Origin of the sequence: Pseudoalteromonas sp. SG41-1, assembly GCF_014164575.1 — a bacterium.
Taxonomy (GTDB): Bacteria; Pseudomonadota; Gammaproteobacteria; order Enterobacterales; family Alteromonadaceae; genus Pseudoalteromonas; species Pseudoalteromonas rhizosphaerae.
Map to the genome: position 1 here is coordinate 53019 of NZ_JACJFL010000019.1, position 19562 is coordinate 72580.

General features: G+C 39.7%; 18 protein-coding genes. 8 read left to right on the forward strand and 10 right to left on the reverse strand.

Annotation, left to right across the window (positions count from 1 at the left end; genetic code table 11):
* Positions 1 to 130: 130 nt before the first annotated feature.
* The 3 genes from H5203_RS12295 to H5203_RS12305 are packed head-to-tail and all read left to right on the forward strand — an operon-like array spanning position 131 to position 4824.
* The gene (locus H5203_RS12295) at positions 131 to 1579 is read left to right on the forward strand and encodes a sodium:solute symporter family protein (protein ID WP_145242040.1); all 1449 of its coding nucleotides are present in this window, start codon (positions 131 to 133) and stop codon (positions 1577 to 1579) included.
* A complete protein-coding gene (locus H5203_RS12300) occupies positions 1572 to 2513 on the forward strand; it encodes a PfkB family carbohydrate kinase (protein ID WP_182733868.1) in 942 nt (313 codons plus the stop codon). Before H5203_RS12295 ends, H5203_RS12300 begins: the two co-directional genes overlap by 8 nt.
* Positions 2506 to 4824 (forward strand): family 20 glycosylhydrolase, encoded by a 2319-nt coding sequence (locus H5203_RS12305; RefSeq protein ID WP_182819814.1) that lies wholly within the window; start codon positions 2506 to 2508, stop codon positions 4822 to 4824. The genes H5203_RS12300 and H5203_RS12305 overlap by 8 nt, the downstream gene beginning before the upstream one ends.
* Positions 4825 to 4882: 58 nt before the next feature.
* Here the strand turns inward: H5203_RS12305 and H5203_RS12310 are convergent, their stop codons facing one another.
* Positions 4883 to 5563 carry an SDR family oxidoreductase gene (locus H5203_RS12310; RefSeq protein WP_182733872.1) on the reverse strand — a complete coding sequence of 227 codons (681 nt, stop codon included), beginning with the start codon at positions 5561 to 5563 and terminating at the stop codon, positions 4883 to 4885.
* Positions 5564 to 5908: 345 nt separating this feature from the next.
* Here H5203_RS12310 and H5203_RS12315 point away from each other — a divergent pair, with 345 nt between their 5' ends.
* Positions 5909 to 6763: a mechanosensitive ion channel family protein gene (locus H5203_RS12315; RefSeq protein WP_145242032.1), complete on the forward strand. Its 855-nt coding sequence runs from the start codon at positions 5909 to 5911 to the stop codon at positions 6761 to 6763.
* A gap of 253 nt (positions 6764 to 7016) precedes the next feature.
* Here H5203_RS12315 and H5203_RS12320 read toward each other — a convergent pair whose 3' ends face one another.
* The 5 genes from H5203_RS12320 to H5203_RS12340 form a co-directional block, all read right to left on the reverse strand.
* Positions 7017 to 7550: a GNAT family N-acetyltransferase gene (locus H5203_RS12320; RefSeq protein WP_145242030.1), complete on the reverse strand. Its 534-nt coding sequence runs from the start codon at positions 7548 to 7550 to the stop codon at positions 7017 to 7019.
* 3 nt (positions 7551 to 7553) lie between these two features.
* A complete protein-coding gene (gene astB / locus H5203_RS12325) occupies positions 7554 to 8900 on the reverse strand; it encodes an N-succinylarginine dihydrolase (protein WP_145242028.1) in 1347 nt (448 codons plus the stop codon).
* 64 nt (positions 8901 to 8964) lie between these two features.
* The gene (locus tag H5203_RS12330; protein ID WP_182719062.1) at positions 8965 to 9195 is read right to left on the reverse strand and encodes a helix-turn-helix domain-containing protein; all 231 of its coding nucleotides are present in this window, start codon (positions 9193 to 9195) and stop codon (positions 8965 to 8967) included.
* A gap of 361 nt (positions 9196 to 9556) precedes the next feature.
* Entirely contained in the window at positions 9557 to 10567 is a 1011-nt protein-coding gene (locus H5203_RS12335; RefSeq protein ID WP_182819815.1) for a zinc-binding alcohol dehydrogenase family protein, read from the reverse strand.
* 104 nt (positions 10568 to 10671) lie between these two features.
* Entirely contained in the window at positions 10672 to 11103 is a 432-nt protein-coding gene (locus H5203_RS12340) for a MarR family winged helix-turn-helix transcriptional regulator (RefSeq protein ID WP_145242022.1), read from the reverse strand.
* A 125-nt stretch (positions 11104 to 11228) separates the two neighbouring features.
* On the opposite strand from H5203_RS12340, the gene H5203_RS12345 reads away from it, so the two are divergent.
* Positions 11229 to 11657, forward strand: a complete 429-nt coding sequence (locus H5203_RS12345) for an organic hydroperoxide resistance protein (RefSeq protein ID WP_145242020.1) — start codon at positions 11229 to 11231, stop codon at positions 11655 to 11657.
* Positions 11658 to 12096: 439 nt separating this feature from the next.
* Positions 12097 to 14217, forward strand: coding sequence for a methyl-accepting chemotaxis protein (locus H5203_RS12350; protein ID WP_145242018.1), 2121 nt, complete (start codon positions 12097 to 12099; stop codon positions 14215 to 14217).
* A gap of 267 nt (positions 14218 to 14484) precedes the next feature.
* On the opposite strand, the gene H5203_RS12355 is transcribed toward H5203_RS12350, so the two are convergent.
* Entirely contained in the window at positions 14485 to 15012 is a 528-nt protein-coding gene (locus tag H5203_RS12355; RefSeq protein ID WP_145242016.1) for a hypothetical protein, read from the reverse strand.
* Positions 15013 to 15064: 52 nt separating this feature from the next.
* On the opposite strand from H5203_RS12355, the gene H5203_RS12360 reads away from it, so the two are divergent.
* Together H5203_RS12360 and H5203_RS12365 are read left to right on the forward strand one after the other, a co-directional pair.
* Positions 15065 to 15424: a DUF1294 domain-containing protein gene (locus tag H5203_RS12360; RefSeq protein ID WP_145242014.1), complete on the forward strand. Its 360-nt coding sequence runs from the start codon at positions 15065 to 15067 to the stop codon at positions 15422 to 15424.
* 46 nt (positions 15425 to 15470) lie between these two features.
* Entirely contained in the window at positions 15471 to 16667 is a 1197-nt protein-coding gene (locus H5203_RS12365; protein ID WP_145242012.1) for an iron-containing alcohol dehydrogenase, read from the forward strand.
* A gap of 50 nt (positions 16668 to 16717) precedes the next feature.
* Here the strand turns inward: H5203_RS12365 and H5203_RS12370 are convergent, their stop codons facing one another.
* The 3 genes from H5203_RS12370 to H5203_RS12380 form a co-directional block, all read right to left on the reverse strand.
* Complete coding sequence (locus H5203_RS12370) at positions 16718 to 17803, reverse strand: rhomboid family intramembrane serine protease (protein WP_145242010.1); 1086 nt, start codon at positions 17801 to 17803, stop codon at positions 16718 to 16720.
* Entirely contained in the window at positions 17793 to 18422 is a 630-nt protein-coding gene (locus H5203_RS12375; protein ID WP_259401945.1) for a hypothetical protein, read from the reverse strand. The genes H5203_RS12370 and H5203_RS12375 overlap by 11 nt, the downstream gene beginning before the upstream one ends.
* Positions 18423 to 18577: 155 nt before the next feature.
* Positions 18578 to 18922 (reverse strand): PEGA domain-containing protein, encoded by a 345-nt coding sequence (locus H5203_RS12380; protein ID WP_145242524.1) that lies wholly within the window; start codon positions 18920 to 18922, stop codon positions 18578 to 18580.
* Positions 18923 to 19562 lie beyond the last annotated feature (640 nt).

Here is a 19562-nt window from a genome sequence, read left to right on the forward strand (position 1 = left end):
CATTTACACCTAAGAGCACACAAAATAATAACCGCTCTTAGGTCAGAATAATAACTAACATCAACCACGTAATTAATAATTAGAAGTGCTGTTACAAAGCGCAGCGTGGATTGGTGGAGCAGGGTGTCTTATGAAGTGGCAATTATTAATGGCCTTTTTAGGCTACTTAGGATTTATGATTTGGTTTGGTTGGTGGGTAAGCCGAAATTCTAAAGGTGGCGATGACTTTTTACTGGGGGGACGTAATTTACCGTTTTTTCTTACGTTAGGTACTACAGTTGCCACTATGGTAGGAACAGGATCATCAATGGGGGCTGTGGGATTTGCTTATTTAAATGGCTGGGCTGGGATGATCTATGGCCTTGGTGGTGCTGCGGGAATTTTATTATTAGCAAAATTATTTGCGCCAGTGCGTGAACACCAATTCATGACTATGAGTGAAGAAGTATCATACTATGTGGGAGCACATCCACTCGTTAAGAATACCATCGCAATATTTATTTTTGTCGCCAGTATTGGTTGGTTAGGAGCGCATATTCTGGGCGGTGGTATGTATTTAGCATGGCTTACTGGGTTATCGCCATTTTCGGCAAAACTTATTATTGCACTGGGCTTTAGTATTTACGTGGTGATTGGCGGTTATGTTGCTGTGGTATGGACCGACTCTATTCAAGCATTGGTGTTATTTGTTGGCTTTTTCTTGATGGCTGGGGTCGCTCTTTATGAAGTGGGTGGCTTGGCTGATATGGCCAATGCGCAACCTGCGCTTAACCAAAGCTTTTTATCATTGGATAAAATAGGTGCAGTGCATGGCTTATCATTATTTTTCGCGGTGTTAATAGGCGTCTTGGTTGCGCCATCATTTCGCCAACGTATTTATTCTGGCAAGCATGTTAAAAGTATTCGTCAATCGTTTTATTTATCGGGTGGCTTGTATTTAGTATTTGCCATAGTACCTGCCATTATCGGTATGGCAGCTTATGCACTGAATCCTGCTTTAGAGAACAGTGCATTTTCTTTCCCTTTTATGGCGTTTGAATTATTACCTTTTGGCTTGGCAGCGCTGGTTATTATTGCTGGCCTTTCAGCCACGATTTCCAGTGCTAGCTCAGATGCGATTGCAGCTGTGAGTGTATTAATACGTGATCTGTATAGTTTAGTATTCAAACGAATGCCCCACGCTAAAGATGTTGTATTACTTTCGCGGATGGGCTTAGTGATGACGATAGGCATTGCGTTATTATTGGCGTTATTAACTAACGATGTGATTGGTTACATTACAAATATGATCGCCACTTTAATGTCGGGTCTATGTGTATGCGTGTTATTTGGTCATTTTTGGCCACGCTTTAATTGGCAGGGGGCCATTACTGCTTTATTGGTTTCGCTGTTGGTTTCGTTGGCGATTATTTTAACGCCAAATTGGCTGGCTTATTGGAGTAACCCAATTATTCCGGCCACTTTAGGCTCCGCTTTATTAGCTGCTATGGTAACTTTGTTTACCCCAGTTCAAGTGTGCACATCTGCACAAGCATTAGCTATTTTAAAAGCTCAACGCGAGGAAATGCAACATGATTAAGATTGCATTTTTTGGTGAAGCGATGCATGAACTATCTACAAATCAAGAGCTTAATTTTGGGGGGGACACCTACAATACGGCAGTTTACTTTAAACGTCTTATGGGAGAACAGGTGCATGTTTATTTTATATCTGCCATTGGTAGCGACGAACTAAGTAAGCAAGCTAAGGCTAGGTGGCAGCAGCAAGCGCTTAAACTCGATTTTTTACAATATGCAACAAATCATACTTTAGGCGCTTATGGTATTACGCTTGATGCTAATGGCGAGCGAGTTTTTCATTATGATCGAAAAAATAGCGCTGCCAGAGAGTATTTTAAGCTTGATACTCAACATCAATTCTTAACTGCATTGCAGCAGCAACAGTTTGATTACCTTTATTTTTCAGCTATAAGTTTAGCAATTTATGATGACCCAACTAAACAGCTATTAATGACTGCTATTGCACAGTTTAAGCAAGCTGGTGGCATCGTTATTTTTGATAGTAATTATCGCCAAGTGCTTTGGCAAAGTAATATGCAAGCACACTATTGGTTTCGCCAAGCCTTTTTAGTTGCAGATATCATTTTTGTTACCAACGACGATCACTTTGGTGTGTTTGGTGATTGTGAACAACAGCAGTTGGTCGACTTTTATCGGGCATACCCACAAGCGTTGCGAGTGATTAAGCAAGGACTGGATGACACCATTGTGTTACAGCAACAAACAATTAATTACTATCCAGTAACCGCAGTCGCGAAGGTAATTGATACTACCGCGGCTGGAGATGCGTTTGCAGCGGGTTTTTTAGCTGAACAAATATTAGCGAGTCCTTGTGCAATTGCAGTGCAGACTGCCCAGCAACTTGCGGCTCAAGTGATCACCGCCGCAGGGGCAATTGTCGCTACAACAGTGACTCTCAAAGCAAGCAAACAACAGGAATTAAACAATGCATAAAATTATTCATTTTATGATGGGGGCAATGCTACTGAGCAGCTCTTGTTATGCTTTTTCTGCGCCCGCCACCGAAGCGCTGATGCCAATGCCTAAAGAGGTGCAATCATTGGCTGGGAGTACTACCTTTGAAGCAACTCTTAAGGTATTTATACCTAAAACGCAGCACGCTATCGTCCTGCCTTTATTAAATAGTTCGTTGTTTGCTACCCAATTTCAGCATCTACAAGTTACGCCAAGAGCGGCTGCGCAATTACACATTAATATCACGCAAACAGTGAGCGAGTTACCTTATTTAAATATGGATGAAAGTTACACGCTAACTATTGCAGATAATAAAATTGACCTAACGAGTGCTAATCAATACGGCATGCTTAGAGGATTGGCGACTTTATCGCAGCTATTATTTAGTGCTAAGCAGCCGCTACAAGTTAATAATCTAATTATTACGGATGAACCAACTTATCCGTGGCGTGGTTTATTATTTGATGGCGTGCGTCACTTTTTGCCAATTGCAGATGTAAAACGGACATTACTTGGCTTGGCTTCAGCCAAGTTTAATGTGTTTCACTGGCACTTAACCGATGATCAGGGCTGGCGAATTGAGCTAAATAGTTACCCTAAACTACACCAGCAGGCATCCGATGGTCTTTATTATACTCAAGCACAAATTAAAGAGGTGGTTAGCTATGCGGCAAAGTTAGGTATTCGGGTGGTGCCAGAGTTTGACGTTCCGGGTCATGCCAGCGCGATTATACTTGCGTATCCTGAACTTGGTAGCGGAACTCAATTAACTCAGATGGAGCGACGTTGGGGCGTATTTAAACCGTTACTGGATCCAAGCAACCCTGAGGTTTATAAATTTGTTGATGCAGTAGTCGCCGAGCTTGCGGGTTTGTTTCCTGATCCGTATTTGCATATTGGTGGCGATGAAATTGATGATACTGATTGGCAAGCCAATAGTCATATTCAAGCTTATATGCATAAGCAAAAACTGGCTGATAGCCATGCATTACACGCCTACTTCAATCAACGGGTTGCTAAAATATTAGCAAAATACAATAAGAAAATGATTGGTTGGGATGAGGTATTACATCCTAATTTGCCTAACAACACCTTAGTGCAATCATGGCGTGGTCATCATTCATTGGCGGCGATCACTGAGGCCGGTTTCGATGGTTTGTTATCAAGCGGGTTTTATATTGATCAGCCGCAGTGGACGAGCTATCACTATCGTAATCATCCGCTGCCGCCAGCGAAACCCGCAGTAACGGCGAAGACTGTAATCGGACATGTTGATTTTACCCTCACACGCATAAAAGGCAGCGCGGTGACTGGCGATATTACTGTCTTTGCAAGTGATCAGTCTCGTATGCAAGCAATTGTCAACATCGCGGGTAAAGGGGCATTCATCACTGATAAAGTGACTAAAATAGCGAATAACTATCAGGTGCTTATTGATACTTGGCTTGGGCCAACTCAGCTGACATTTAGTTTAACGCAGGCTAGCAAAGATCCCGCATTCGTGGGTAATACTCCTTATGTGTTTAGGGCAAATGTCGGTGGTGAGATACCTCTGGTGCAGTTGAACCAACAACTAAAACATCAGCAGCAACGAGCCAAGCTAGGTAATGTATTGGGTGGTGAAGCAACTATTTGGGCTGAGCTTGTCACCTCTGATAATTTAGATACGCGTATTTGGCCAAGACTCTATGCAATAGGAGAACGTTTTTGGTCACCGACTAGCTTAACGGATGAGCGCAGCATGTACACTCGGCTTGCGCTAATGGACCAATACGCCGATGAACAGTTAGGCTTACTACATCAACAGCAGTTTATTCAACGTTTAGAGCAGCTACCAGAGGTTTCAAGCAGTGCGCTTAACGCGTTACTTACTTTTAGTCAGCTGATAGAGCCCGCACACTATTACACGTTGCATCATTTAGCGTTTCTAAGCGATGATTACCATCAGTTAGCGCCACTGGATAAATTAGTGGATGTTTTACCGGTAGAGAGTTTAACCTTAAAACAATTTGATTATGCGGTGGATGATTACCAACAACAATGTGATCGCCAACAACTTACCGCATTGCAAAGTCAGCTAGTAATGTGGCAGCAAGTACTTACTAATAATCCGCAGGTATTTTTAGCGGTTAATGAGTGGCAAGCAAGCTATTTGGCAATTGTTGATGCTCTGCAAAATAAAGATGCGTTAAGTGAGTCGCAAGTTATCGAGATCAATCATGGTACGATTGCGCAAGTTATCGCATCAATTAACCGATTAAAACAGGCGCGTTTAAGTTGCAATAATTAATTTACTGCTTGGATCAAATTAAATGCCCTGTTAAGGGCATTTATTACTGTCGAGTCCGTTAATTACTCGGCATCAAAAATAACTCTCGTACATTGCAACGTGGGTTTGCCTCTATAGCAAATAGTACCGCCTCGGCTACATCATTTGGGTCGAGTTTGTCGGGTTTTGCTTCATCAAAAAAAGGCGTATTGACCATGCCTGGGGCAATAGTGGTGCAGCGTCCTTGCCATGGCTTCATTTCTTCAGCTAAGTTTTGTCCAAAACCGTAAGCAAACCATTTTGTTGCGCCATAAACAGAGCCTTTAAGGGCAATCCGTCCTGCGGCTGAGCTGGTTAAAATAAAGTGTCCTGTGGTTTTTCTTAGGTGTGGCAGAGTGAGTTTTGCGGTGTAAAGCAGTGCATTGATATTAATATCAATCATTGTTTGCCATTGCTCAGGATCGCCCTCTTCAACACCTGGCGTTTGAACACCCATACCGGCATTGGCAAATGCAACATCAAGGCGGCCAAAGTGTTTTATACCTGTATTAACTACGTTTTCAAGCGATGAAAAATCAGTGGCATCTGCGCAAACTGCTAATGCGTTATCAGCCCCGAACTCTTCAACCAGCGCATTAAGTTTGTCTTCACTGCGAGCGGTCAAAATTACTTTATGACCGTTTGCGACTAAGGTTTTTGCTGTTGCTTCACCAATACCACTGGAAGCGCCTGTAATAAGTACAACTTTTTCTTTACTCATGACTTGCTCCTCGATTAAATCTTAGACTAGGTTTGATACTCTTAGTGGTGATGGTAACAGTGAAGGATTAACCTCCATTGAATGCTTATTACACCAACTTGCTGGCTTGATTTAACTATATGATTTTTAATTGTTTTTAAAGATTAAAATAAAAAGTTAGGTTTATATTTATTATGCTATATAATCGCGCGGTTTCGCTTTGAGGCCAGCTTATTTTTAGCAGGCTACAAATCGCAAATGGTTATAGCAGCTCACACTTATTGGCTTATAACAATGTGGTTTTAACCTTGTGTAAGCTATGTTAAACCTTGCTCAATTGCAGCAATTACTTAGTGGAAATAAACAGTGAAAGATAAGTTATTAGTGTTTTGGCAAAATCATTCAGAAACCATAATGACTCTAGGTTATAAACTGATTCTAGCGTTGGCTATTGTTATAGCTGGTGCTCTAATTGCGCGCTCTGTTAAAAGAGCGATCCAAAACTCTAAGTCGCCTCTTAAGAAAATGGATAAAACCTTACTACCAATTTTATCGAGTGTGCTGGGCTACTTGGTGTATATCATTGCAGGGTTGTTTATTTTAGATATTTTTGGTGTTAATACAGCCAGTTTAATAGCACTTATGGGGGCGGCTGGCCTTGCGATTGGCCTTGCGCTAAAGAATACCCTCAGTAATATTGCCGCAGGTATTATGTTATTAATACTTAGGCCATTTAAAGTTGGTGACTTTGTTGATGCCAGTGGCACAACGGGTACTGTGAGTGAAATTAACCTCTTTACAACTATTTTTAAAACCAATGATGGCCTATATATCGCTTCGCCAAATGGCAAAGTGTGGGGTGGTAATATTAAAAATTTCACTCGCAATGGTAAAAGACGCATGGATATTGTGGTAGGTATTTCGTTTGCTGACTCAATAGATGATGGCTTAAATGTACTTAAAGAAATAGCCGCATCAGAAAGCCGATTATTAGCGGATCCAGCACCTAAGGTGATGGTGACATCGATAGCTGAAAGCTCAGTGAATATTCAATTACGTGCGTGGACAGTTAACGGTGATTATTGGCAAACAGTCTGGGATCTTAATAAACGTGTAAAAGAGTCTATTGAGCAAGCAGGGCTGACAATTCCATTTCCGCAGCGTACGTTACATATATCGGAGTCGATGGCATCGGCAATAACCGTTAACAAGGATGTGTAAATAACAGATAGTGATTTAATATATTAAATAGCAATCTGTCAGCTTAACGCCAGTTAATTAATATTGACTGGCGTTTTCTTTTTGTGCTCATTGAAAACATGCTGATAAGTTCGTCTACTTGATCCCATTTTATCTGTTCTGTCAACGTATTAGCAGCGATTTAAACGTTATAGTAAATGCCTTTATGGTAGGTTACAAAAGCGAAGTGACTGCTGATAACATTATAAGGTTGTAAGCGATTGACGAATTTAACTCACTTAAGTAATTTATAAAACAGCACAGTACTTTGTAATTCGCCCGATGAACTAAGGGCAAACTGTGGTATTTCACCGGCTTCTATATAGCCTAATTTTTCATATAAAAGTGAGGCAATATCGCCTAAGCGGGTATCCAGTACCAGTAGTTTTAATTGTTGCTGCAGCGCACTTTTTTCAAGGATATGCATAAGTTGTTTTGCAAATCCTTGGCCTTGGTATTGGCTATGTACCATTAGCTTTTCAACCTCACCGCGGTGAGCGCCATTAGCTTTTTGACACAGCGCTAATTGCACTGCACCAATTACCTCAGATCCTTCGGTGATAACAAATAATTCGCGGCTATCATTTAATAAATCGCATTCAATACTGTACCAGTAGTGATCTGCTTGTGCGCGCGTCAATGGCGCGATAAAACCAATCGATGCACCATTGTTAACGCTATCAACCAGTAAATGATTTAGCGATTGCTGATATCCCGCTAGTGAACTGATTTTATGTATTTGCGTATCTACAACGCTTGTATCTTGCATGGTTTATCCTTCTAATTGAAATGGATACACAGAGCCTAGGTGCAGATGTTGAGTTAATTCATCCAGCGCTTGCCAGCTTTCACGTAACAAGTTTGGATCTGCAAAATCATCATTGCTAAGTTTGTCACGATAGTGCTTATTCGCCCAATCACATAGTTGTTGGTACTTACTATCGTTTAAAATAACCGCAGGGTTGACTGCCGCGAGTTCTTGTTGATTTAGCGCTACACGTAAACGTAAGCAAGCAGGGCCACCACCATTTTGCATGCTTTGTTTTAAATCAAAAAATTGCACTTGATCAATTGGATTGTCTGCAAGGATCATTTCTTCAATATAACTGTTAACTGCCTGATTGTTTTTACATTCTTGTGGAGCAACTAGTAACATTTTGCCATTGTTTAAACTAACTAGTTGGCTATTAAATAAATAGCTAGTTACAGCATCTTGCACGCTTACTTTGGCTGTTGGCACCTCAATAATATGCAGTGTTTTGTCGCCAATATATGCATCTTTTATTTGTTGTAGGGCGATAGGCTGATTTAAGAAAGCTTGCTCGTGACAGAGTAATACATTGGCGTTACCCACCGCGATTACGTCATTATGGAACACCCCTTGATCAATCACCTCAGGGTTTTGTTGAATCATTAATTGGCTAGATGGTTTTAGCTGATGTAGTCGGCATATTGCTTGTGATGCTTCAAGTGTCTGCCTTGCAGGAAATTTAACTGGCTTAGGCAGTGCGCTGTTAAATGCGCTGGCACCATATACAAACAGCTCCAAACCTTGAACACCATGCTCGTCGCCTAAGCGAGTATGGTTAGCCGCGCCCTCATCACCAAAAAAACCTTGATCTGGCAAATGGGTATGATGACTAAAGTAGCCTTCGTTATTAAACATGGCTTTAAGTAATCGTGTTGTTGTTTGAGGCTCAAGGGAGCGATGAAATTTGTTATTCAAATTAGCAGCAGTAAAGTGAACTTTGCCATCAAGTGTGTCGGCTGATGGTGATACAGTGCCGGCATTGGCAGTCCACATTGATGATGCTGAATAACATGCGCGAACTAAAACAGGATCAGCTTTAAACGCTTTACTGATCACTTGTTCAGCAGTGCCTGTAAATCCTAAACGACGCAATACATTTATATCAGGGCGGGCATGTGGGGCAAATACCCCTTGAGTTAGTCCCAAGTCATGCATAGCTTTCATTTTCGCTAAGCCTTGCAGTACCGCCTCTTTTGGATTGGAGTAACTTGCCGCATTATTTAATGATGCTACGTTACCGTATGATAATCCCGCGTAGTTATGAGTCGGGCCTACAAGGCCATCAAAATTAACTTCTACAGCTGTCATAGTTATCCTGCAATTTTACTAATTTTAGTGTATTTAAACTATACAGAAAATAATCAGTAGTAGGTTAATTAAAATTAGCTAATTCTAGTTCTACGCTCTGCAAGTTTTGTTGCAAACGTTTTTGTGCTGCGAGTAGGTAGCTTTTTTGCTGTGCTATTTTTGCTTGTTGTTGACGCAGTGCTTTATAGATCACTCGTTTGGGTAAATCATAGTGCTCGGAGGCTTGGCTAATTGTTAATTGATGCACCGACAACTTTTTAAGCGCTTCATCTAAGTGCGGGTAGTTACTTAACATATTCACGCTCCTTTTCTGCGGTGGTGTGAGGATCATTGGCATGGTGAATATGCCAAATGCTTATATCTAAGCGCCATAGTAAATACAACATATGATAAATATTAGTCATAGCTCGCTCCCTGTAGACGAGGTAAATGAAGATAAAACTCAGATTAGTGAGTTACTCTTTTGTAAGGAAGATCTGTGCCAGTCTGAATAATTATTTTTAGTTAAAATAAATCAATAGCTTAAGGTTTTTTCGTTGTTGTATGATTGAGTATAAGCACTAATGTAGTGAAAAATAATGATGGCTTTGCACTTTGCTGGAGCAGAAGGGGAATTATTGTGCGTTCAGATGAGCGCGCAATAATATTAAGTAAGTTTAAAACCCTTCAAGTACCAGCTTACCGCGTGATTGATGAGATTCTAATATTGCGTGCGCTTTGAGCAGGTTTTCTATATTAATTTTCCCTAAATGTTGGCCTAAGGTAGTTTTAATGATGCCGTTATCAACTAGCTCTGCTAATTCAGTAAGTAACTGATGTTGCGCTATCATATCGTCAGTTTGGAACATTGAACGAGTATACATAAACTCCCAATGCAGTGAGATACTCTTACGCTTGAGCGCTAAAATATCAAAACTTGCTGGGTCGTCTATTAAAGCTAATTTACCTTGTGGTTTGATCACTTTAATAATTTCATCAAGATGTTGATCGGTATGAGTGAGGCTAATTACATAATCAAATTCAGCAAGATTATGCTCTGTTCGTTGTGCATCTAAGCTTTGTGAGTGATCAAGCACTTGATCAACACCTAGCGCATTTAACCAGCTAACACTATCTACGCGTGATGCTGTGCCTATCACCGTTAAGTTGGTTAGCTGTTTGGCCAACTGCACTAAAATTGAGCCAACACCGCCTGCGGCACCAATAACTAATAATGAAGCTGGTTTTGCATTGTTGGAACGTGATATTTGCAAACGATCAAACAGTAATTCCCAGGCTGTAATACTGGTTAGCGGTAACGCAGCAGCTTGGGCATCGTTCAAGGTAGTAGGCGCACGGCCAACAATACGTTCATCAACTAGTTGAAATTCAGCATTACTGCCTGAGCGAGTTAAATCACCGGCGTAATAAACCCGGTCGCCCAGATTAAATAAACTCACTTTATCACCAACAGCTTTTACGATCCCAACAGCGTCCCAACCAATGACTTTATGACCTTGTTCAGGGCTAACATTTGCGCGGATCTTCGCATCGACAGGATTAACTGAAATTGCTTTTACTTCGACCAATAAATCGTGACCGGATGCTGTTGGAATAGGTAACTCGATGGCTTCGAAAGAATGATTGCTAAGTGTTTTGGTTGCTGTTTGGTATCCAATGGCTTTCATGAGTTGCTCCGTTAAATTGTTTTGCTGCACCCACTATAACGCAGTTTTATAATAGAAAAAGAGTGGGGTATATATACACGAATCTCTCTCAAAATTTTTGATAATTAACTTAAGTCAGTATTGAGTTTATCAAGTAAAGTAATTAGTTGTGTGGCTTCTTGCTGCGTAATAGATGGAAAACGGCAACGAATTTGCTCAGGGATATTCGCTGCTTGTTGTTGCAGCTGTATGCCTTGTTTGTGTAACTTTACGACTCGCTTACGTTTATCTGTTTCATCTTTAACCACGGCTAATAAGCTTTTATCGGTCATTTTTTTCAAAATTTGTGTCATGGCGCCGCCATCTATTGCGGTTTTTTCCAGCAGCTGTGCAATACTGATCTCATCTTCTTCCCAGAGCGCCATCATCACCACATACTGTGGATAGGTCAGTTCAAGTTCGTTTAGTGCATCTCGATAGGCACGTACCACTGAATTGGAGGCCATATACAGACGATGACAAATTTGATTATCTAATTTCAATTGTGGATATTTCATAGTAGCTCTCGAATGATGACACTGCATTTTAATTTGCATGCAAAATATTTGCAATGCTCAATAAACTACTTTATTATTTTGCATGCAAAATAAATTCAGTCCCAACCTTAAATAAGGAAAACATTATGAAAGAATTACTACAAGTCGCTTACACAGCTAAAGCAACTGCAACGGGTGGCCGCGAGGGCACTGCAAAATCAGACGATGGCCGTTTAGATGTGGCACTTTCAACTCCAAAAGGGTTAGGTGGCGATGATGGTCAAGGCACTAACCCTGAGCAGTTGTTTGCAGCGGGTTATGCAGCGTGTTTTATTGGCGCATTAAAATTAGTTGCAGGCCAAGCAAAAGTTAAGTTACCTGCTGATACCCGCATTGATTCAGAAGTATCGATTGGTCCAATCGAAGGTGGTTTCGGTATCGCTGTAAAATTAGCTGTTTTTGTCGGTGATGTAGATAAAGACACCGCAGAAGCGTTAGTGGCTAAAGCACACGAAGTTTGCCCATATTCAAATGCTACTCGTGGTAATATCGCAATTGAATTGTCGGTTATCTAACTTATTGTAAATTTAATAATTTATATTTTTAAAGGCGCATTTTTATTTTAAATGCGCCTTTTTTGTGGTTTTTATTTACAACCATGAGCTTTTAGAGCGCCATTTATAACCAAGAAGCGCAATTGTGATAATCTGTACTAAAATTTGTAATCCTTAGTTTGCGCTACCCGACAATCAATATCCTCACTTATATCATTGTATATTAATACTATTTCAGTATGTTAAACCATGTATGTCATTGCCAAGCATTAACACAAATAGTTCAGTAATGATCAACTCGATGTCTAAATTGGCTTTGTTATCGGGAAAGTTTATTAACCACTGGTTAGGTTGAGTGGTCTAGGAATATCCATTAATACGGTTTTTTTCAACAAAATTGATTAACTTATGAATAATTGAACTAGAATGTAAACGTAGTTTTAATTCGAGGATAAGTGGAATGCGGCAATTAGCGTTGGCGAAAAAGTTACTATGGCTAACTTTAGGTAGTATTTTTATCACCGTTGTAGTGCTATCGAGTGTGCTTTGGTGGCAATTATCAAGCAGCAATAAAGTGTTATCAGCACAAGCTGAAAAATTGATAGTTACAGAGGTAGAAGAAAAGCTCACCAGTAATGCTGCAGTGTACGGTGAAAAAATCGCAGGGTTTATCAACGAAGCATATCGAGTGCCTTTTTCACTCGCTGCGATACTTGGTAATGAATCGGCTAAAGATGCTTTAACACGTGATTCGGTGGTACAGCTTAATCGCTCTATTATAGAAGGTAATTCGATACTTTCTTCAATCTACTCGCAATTTGAAGCTAATGGTTTTGATGGTAACGATAAACAATATAAAAGTGGTTTTGATCATTCTGTCGCAGGCCAAGGCACCTTAGAGATTTACTTCACTCGCAGCCGTGAAGGTGTGATTGAACAGCAAGTTGTTGAAGATGCAGCAGAAAAATACGTTACGACTTTAAACGAATTTGGTCAACGTGAGGCTGAGTGGTACTTATGTGCTAAAGACACTAAAAAACCGTGCATTATGGAACCCTACTTGTACGAAATCTCCCCCGGCAATTCGGAAATGATGACATCTTTGACTGTGCCAATACTGCGCGACGGTAAGTTTATTGGCCTCAGTGGCGTTGATATTACACTGCCAGTTTTTCAAACTATGACCGAGCAGTTATCAAAAGAATTATATAATGGTCAGGCGCGAGTTACCTTATTAAGTTCGATGGATTTAATTGTGGGTAGCAGTCATAACAAAGACAAACTTGGTCGTCCGCTAAAAGAAGCAGTCTCTGCCTCGGTGTTAAAAAATTATACTAGTTTGAAAGAAAGCTCTGGAGTACAAAAGAGCGAAAATGAATATTTAGTCAATTACCCAATAGATATTAAACTTGCTGGTCGTCAGTGGACTTTGCTAGTAGAAGTACCTGCAGAGCTTGCACTACAAGGACCACAGCAGCTCAGTGCAAGTATGCAAGATAATGCCAACACTCTTGGTGGGTTAATTTTAATATCTGGGTTAGTGATTGCTGGCGCTGCATTTATTATTATGACTTTAGTTGTCAAAAGCATCGTGGCGCCGCTGCAACAAATTCAGTTACGGGTTGATAATTTAGCCAGTAGTGAAGGGGATTTAACACAAACGTTAACGGTTGACACTCATGCAGAGTTAATTGCGCTCGCTGTTGGGTTTAATGCGTTTTTGGAAAAGTTACGTGATTTAATTGCGCAATTAAAAGATGTATCAGGGCAAACTAAGGAGCAGGCACAAATTGCCGCACATGTAGCCGTTGATACTAAGCAAAATGTGCAAGCTCAGTTTCAAGAAATTGAAAGTGTCGTAACGGCAATGAATGAAATGAGTGCCACTGCACTTGAAGTTGCCCGTGCTTCAGAGCAATCAGCGCAGCAAGCGGATGAAATTAATTCATTAGTGGTCAGTAGCGAAGCGAGTTTATCGTCTGCGGTATCACAAGTGAAAACTATGTCTGAAGAAATAAAGCAAGCCAATCAAGCCGTAGCCAAAGTGGCGGCGCGTAGTAACGATATTACACAAATTTTAGATGTGATCCGCACTATTTCAGAGCAAACTAATTTACTCGCACTTAATGCTGCGATTGAGGCAGCTCGCGCTGGTGAACAGGGGCGAGGCTTTGCTGTCGTAGCCGATGAAGTGCGTGCTCTGGCATCTAAAACTCGTGCGTCAACAGATGACATTAGTGGCTTAATTGACAACTTACAGCTTGAAGTGGGTAATGCCTCAACAGTGATTGAAAAAGGAGTTGTGCGAGCACAAACTGCAGTTGATGAAACTACCGTTGCTTTTGATGCTTTACACAGTGTGGTAATTAAAGTGGAAGAGATAACTAATCAGATCACCCAAATAGCGACGGCTGCAGAGGAGCAAAGTTCTGTAACTGAAGAAATTAATCGTAATTTAACGTTGATCTCCGATGCTGCATCACAACTTGCTGATTTATCAACTCAAGCTGGCGATGGAAGTCAAATGCTCAATCAGCTTGTTGCACAACAAGACGATGAATTGAATAAATTGAAAACATAATACCTCCAATGTGATTAACTTGGTTCTGTATAAAACCGGTATAACTTAACCTGTCGCTCACAAACTAGCCACGCCTCTTCGGCGTGGTTAGTTTGAGTTACATTATCAACTCTAAACTAGGTCCAACCCTAATTCAGCTGTCAAAATAATACAAACCAAAGAGCGGCAAAATATTTCAACGCACTACCTCTTTCAAATTAGGTATGGCTTTTATACGTAAATCATCAGTCCAGCAAATCGATTTACTCGACTATTTTTATGCCGTTTCTATTTAAAAATAACCTGTTTGTTACTGCGAGTGTAAATACGTTTTTCAGGTTTTGTCCATTCACCCTTTTTTAAATAAGAGGTAGAGACAACAAACTGCTCATCTTTAAAATCACTGGTTGATTTTACTTTTGTAATGCCTTCTTTTGAACCTGTTACGGTTTCGTATGCTACAAACTGCGTAGGGCTCAATACTTTCAATGTCCCTTGAGTATAAAAGCCTGCTGTAGTGAAATAATAAAAAACTAATGACTGCTTTTTACTATCCCAAAATATCATTGATTCGCCGCCATATTCACCTTCATTAATTGAGTGAAGGGTACGAATTGCTTTCCCATTGAGGGCTCGCTCCCAGCGACTTACATCCTGAATCTTTGGCTTATTATCGGCAACATTGAAATCAGCTTGCCATGTGCCGAGGTAAGGTTTAAATACTTCAAGCTCTGGTGCTAAGTCAATCGTTTGTGCACTAATAGCACCAGCGTAGATAAAGCAAAAAGATAGTAAAAGTGTTTTTAGGTATGACATAATCGTGCCTATCATTATTAGTTTTTCAAATTGTAGTATAGGCGAGAGTCCGTTGATTAAAAAAACATTATTGCTTTTTTCTGTTAGTTTTCTAGTTGTATTAGTGATTGGTGGGCTGCTTGATTATTGGCCATATTTGGTCGCCAGTGTTTACTGTACTATGAGCAGTATTACGTTTTTAGTTTATAAATGGGATAAGCGTTTGGCGATAGAGTCAACAGATCAGCCTATTAGAGTGCCGGAACGTAGTTTACATATTTTAGCATTAATTTGTGGTTGGCCGGGAGCACTGATCGCTCAGCAATGGTTAAGACATAAATCACAAAAACGTGCATTTATTGCGGTACTTTGGCTCACTATCATTATAAATACTTCTGTATTAGGGGCTGCCTATTATTGGCAATTGCTTTAAATTGATGCACTATCAGGTAACCTAAAAATAACAAAAGTCTGATTTTATGTATTTTTTATATCGCTGCTATCATTTTATTTTAAAATGTATTGTTATTTTTATTGGTATTCCTGATCCGCGTTTGTATCAAGGTTATAGCGGATTTAAGCAATGGCTTGCATTACTTAATCCTAATAAACCTGTGTTAGTTGTAACTGACAATACGTTAAAAAATTTAGGCGTTGTTGCTCCCATTTTAGCTTTGCTGGATGAGCAGGCAATCTCTTGGCAGCTGTTTAGTGACGTTGATGCTAATCCAACGATTAGCAATGTTGAAAGCGGTTTAGCACTTTATCAGCAATACACATGTCATAGTATTATCGCCGTTGGTGGCGGCTCAGTAATTGACTGTGCCAAATTAATTGGCGCACGTGCAGTAAGACCTAATAAATCAGTTAAGCAGTTAAAAGGCTTGTTTAAAGTACTGAAAAAACTTCCCCCATTATGTGCTATTCCAACAACCGCAGGTACTGGCTCAGAAACGACCGTTGCTGCGGTGGTAAACGATCCGCAAATGCAAACAAAATATGCCGCCACTGACTTTGCTCTTGTACCAAGTGATGCAGTTTTAATTGCTGAGCTAACACAAACGGTGCCTGATTTTATTACCGCAGCTACAGGTATCGATGCACTCACGCATGCACTTGAGGCATACATAGGCACTAATGGCCTTGCTTTTAGTGATGACAAGTCATTGCGGGCAATCGAACTTATTTTACAAAATTTATTAACAGCGTATAAAAATGGTAATGACTTAGTTGCGCGGGAAAATATGTTACTCGCTTCATTTTATGCAGGACAAGCGTTTACCCGAACATCTGTAGGTTATGTGCATGCTATAGCGCATCAATTTGGCGCGCAATACGGCACAGCTCACGGTTTAGCAAATAGTGTGGTATTGATGCATGTGCTGAAATTTTATGGTTCCAGTATAGATAAAAAGCTGGCGGCTATTGCTGATCATTGCCAATTAACACAATCACACCAAAAACCAGCAGAAAAAGCAGCAATACTATTAAACACCTTAGAGCAGTTACTTATTGATCTAGCTATCCCTCGTCATTTAAAAGAGCTAAAAGTAGCTGATATACCTAAGCTTGCTGATGCTGCAATTGTAGAGGCTAACTGGGACTATCCAGTACCAAAATTTATGAACGTAGCTCAATGCCAAGCCATTATTCATAAAGTAGTGAGTGATACGTAATAAATGAAAACCTTCCCATCAGCACAGATAGGGAAGGTTTAAGCGTTAAATTAGCGTTTTAACTGTGCTTCAGGTTGATTTAATAATTCAATTATAGGATTTTGTGCAGTGATTTTTGCTTTAAGAGCAAAGCCGATCAATAACCCTGCGATAAAGCCACCTATATGAGCGCCATAATCGATACCATCAGGTGCTGCAATCATGCCATAAATATTGATCCCTAACCAAATTACAAAAAACCACACTGCAGATAATTTCTTTTGATAAATGATAAACATAAAAGTTAGGCTGGCGTGCCTAAACCACATTAAGTACATACCAAATAGCCCTGCAATTGCGCCGCTAGCCCCGACACTTGGAATAATCGAGCTGGGATCAACGATAAAGCTAGCAAAAGACGCTGCCAAACCGCATACCATATACCATATTAAAAACTTTTTATGACCTAATACGTCTTCGAGGTTATCACCAATAATGTATAAAAAGTACATATTACCAATAAGGTGCATTACTGAGCCGTGTAAAAAAACACAGGTAATCACGCTCCATAAATGTTCGCCTTGAGAGATCTTACTTGGATTCATTGCAAATAATTCGAGGGTGGCACTGAATGCGTCTGAATTGAAAAAATACAAGGCAAAAACAATGGCATTGAGTGCAATTAAACCGCGAGTAACCCACGGCGTTTGTTTTGGTTTTAGGTTATATTCAACGGGCATTTGCGTTAAAAATTGAAACAGATAAGTTTTCCAACTAACTTTTTGGTTTAGCTTGTCTAGGCTTGCTTTGAGCTCGGGGCTGTTTTCAACGCTTTCTAATTGACCTTTTTCAATCCAACTGCCATCACAATGACGGCAAACATCAATTTCGGTATGAAAATCTTCGAGTAAATGAAAGCGCTCAAGGTTCTTACTGCAATCGGGACAGTCTAGCTTAGAAATACCTAATGACTCACCAAAATGAGTCTCGTATTTTTCACCAATAGGACCTTCGTTGATTTCGGCAATCATCCGGTTAACTTCGTTTTTTTCAAACCATAAGCCACCGCATTCGCGACAGATATCTATCTCTTCACCTTGATAATGAGTAACATCCAAAGGGTGATCTTTGCAGTGAGGGCAGCGTTTAGTTGGCATTATCAGCCTCCTTCAATGAGCCGATAATAATATCGTTTTGTTGTAATTCTTGTTGTAAATTTAATGCACTAGCTTTTAGTTGAGGTAATGTTTGTTGCTCAATAATATCGGCAATTTGATTTAGTTCAATTGACGCTTGGCGCGCAGACATTTTACGCTTTAACGCCGCATCAATGACAAACTCAGCACGACTATAAAAACGACGAATTTGTGTTAGAAATATACTCGGAGTTTCAAGAGTTGTTGGTGAGTACTGCATAGTTTGCCAAATATACTTTTCAAGCGTGGGTTTATTATATTCAAGTTCACTTGTGTGTGGGCTTTTGGCTAAAAGTAACGAATAGCGTTTTATATTCTCTAAATTATCATTTACTTCATCATATAATGAAGTACGCAAATAATAGTTATCCTTCATTTTACTATATGAATCAAATTTTAGTGCTTGCTCTAAACCGCTTTGCGCAGCTAAGTAAACACCAAAAATAGTTGAAAGTACTAAAAACACTTGGTTCAACCAAAAGCTAGTACTTTTTAGCTCTTTATTATCAACTTTTTTCAGTACGTTAGGTATTCGAGGAGGTGTATTTGCTTGGTCAGAGTGGTTTTGTGATGACTCCAAAATTCATATCCTTATTTTTACTGTCCATTTAATAAGCGCAACAGGATACGGGGATTTTTTTAATACGACAATTACTTTTTATGGAAACTATACTTAATTTTTAACACAGGCAATACAAATTGGTGATGGCAAGAATAAACTTGCCATCAGTGGTGTCATAATGCAGATTGGCTTGCTTCAATTTGATCTAACTCGATAGTCAGGATCGTTTTCTTATCAACAGTAACCCACTTTCTATAGGTTAAGTAACCGTCTTTAGTAATTTCGATGTCGTATTTACCTTCATCGAGTTCAATACCTGCTTGGTATTTCGGCTTTATATTCATTATGCGAATACGGGCATCATCAGGAGAAGTAATAACGGTCAGTGATATTGCACTGTTTACTTCTTCTGTGGTGACAACAGATTGCTCAGCAGAAGCCGTCTGTTGTTCAACTTTAGGGTTACTTGAACAACCTGATAGCATCACTATAGCAACCAGCGCACTTAATTTTTTCATAATTACTCCATTAAATTGTTCATTATAAACATCTTTGTTTATATCACTTTTAGCAACGAAAAATCATGGAATAACAATAGGAAGGATTATGTATTTACTAGAGTCTTCCATGACTTTTATATTTACTTTAACTATAAATCAAATGGCATTTTAGTATGTATAAGGATGAGGTTCAAATCATAGTTGCAAAAAATACCAGTTTTCCTTATTTTATTATGTTTATAGCAATAAAAGAAACAGTTTCATTATGACTATAATAAATATTAGTTTAGGGTTTTGCTCTTTTTAAGCTTAGTAAATCGTTGCCACGTACCCAATATTAAAAAAGCGACTAGCATAAATACAGTGATGTAAAAGGCCATTATGGCCACTTTGATCATTAGTAAACACGCGATAATAATGGCGAAGATGATCGCGATACGAATAATAGGGCTTTTGATAAATCTATTTGAAAAAAGTAAGGCGGTTAGGCTTAGCTTGCTACGGGTGTTTTTCTTAACATCCATGTTGTGTGTCAGGGCAAGAGCATGAAAAAAATCTATGATTTCAATATCTTTTCAAGGTAATCTGTACTGCGCATAGCTTTTTTCTGTTTTGCGGGCATGCCTTTATTAAAGCTTGTTTCTGCTTTTAGCTGATT

Excerpts from the sequence above, each read along its gene's own strand:
- astB (WP_145242028.1), bottom strand. The coding sequence starts at position 8,900 with ATGACAGCTGTAGAAGTTAATTTTGATGGCCTTGTAGGCCCGACTCAT.
- H5203_RS12300 (WP_182733868.1), top strand. The coding sequence starts at position 1,572 with ATGATTAAGATTGCATTTTTTGGTGAAGCGATGCATGAACTATCTACA.
- H5203_RS12340 (WP_145242022.1), bottom strand. The coding sequence starts at position 11,103 with ATGAAATATCCACAATTGAAATTAGATAATCAAATTTGTCATCGTCTG.
- H5203_RS12330 (WP_182719062.1), bottom strand. The coding sequence starts at position 9,195 with ATGTTAAGTAACTACCCGCACTTAGATGAAGCGCTTAAAAAGTTGTCG.
- H5203_RS12295 (WP_145242040.1), top strand. The coding sequence starts at position 131 with ATGAAGTGGCAATTATTAATGGCCTTTTTAGGCTACTTAGGATTTATG.
- H5203_RS12370 (WP_145242010.1), bottom strand. The coding sequence starts at position 17,803 with ATGCCAACTAAACGCTGCCCTCACTGCAAAGATCACCCTTTGGATGTT.
- H5203_RS12310 (WP_182733872.1), bottom strand. The coding sequence starts at position 5,563 with ATGAGTAAAGAAAAAGTTGTACTTATTACAGGCGCTTCCAGTGGTATT.
- H5203_RS12335 (WP_182819815.1), bottom strand. The coding sequence starts at position 10,567 with ATGAAAGCCATTGGATACCAAACAGCAACCAAAACACTTAGCAATCAT.
- H5203_RS12355 (WP_145242016.1), bottom strand. The coding sequence starts at position 15,012 with ATGTCATACCTAAAAACACTTTTACTATCTTTTTGCTTTATCTACGCT.
- H5203_RS12350 (WP_145242018.1), top strand. The coding sequence starts at position 12,097 with ATGCGGCAATTAGCGTTGGCGAAAAAGTTACTATGGCTAACTTTAGGT.
- H5203_RS12380 (WP_145242524.1), bottom strand. The coding sequence starts at position 18,922 with ATGAAAAAATTAAGTGCGCTGGTTGCTATAGTGATGCTATCAGGTTGT.
- H5203_RS12345 (WP_145242020.1), top strand. The coding sequence starts at position 11,229 with ATGAAAGAATTACTACAAGTCGCTTACACAGCTAAAGCAACTGCAACG.
- H5203_RS12365 (WP_145242012.1), top strand. The coding sequence starts at position 15,471 with ATGTATTTTTTATATCGCTGCTATCATTTTATTTTAAAATGTATTGTT.
- H5203_RS12320 (WP_145242030.1), bottom strand. The coding sequence starts at position 7,550 with ATGCAAGATACAAGCGTTGTAGATACGCAAATACATAAAATCAGTTCA.
- H5203_RS12305 (WP_182819814.1), top strand. The coding sequence starts at position 2,506 with ATGCATAAAATTATTCATTTTATGATGGGGGCAATGCTACTGAGCAGC.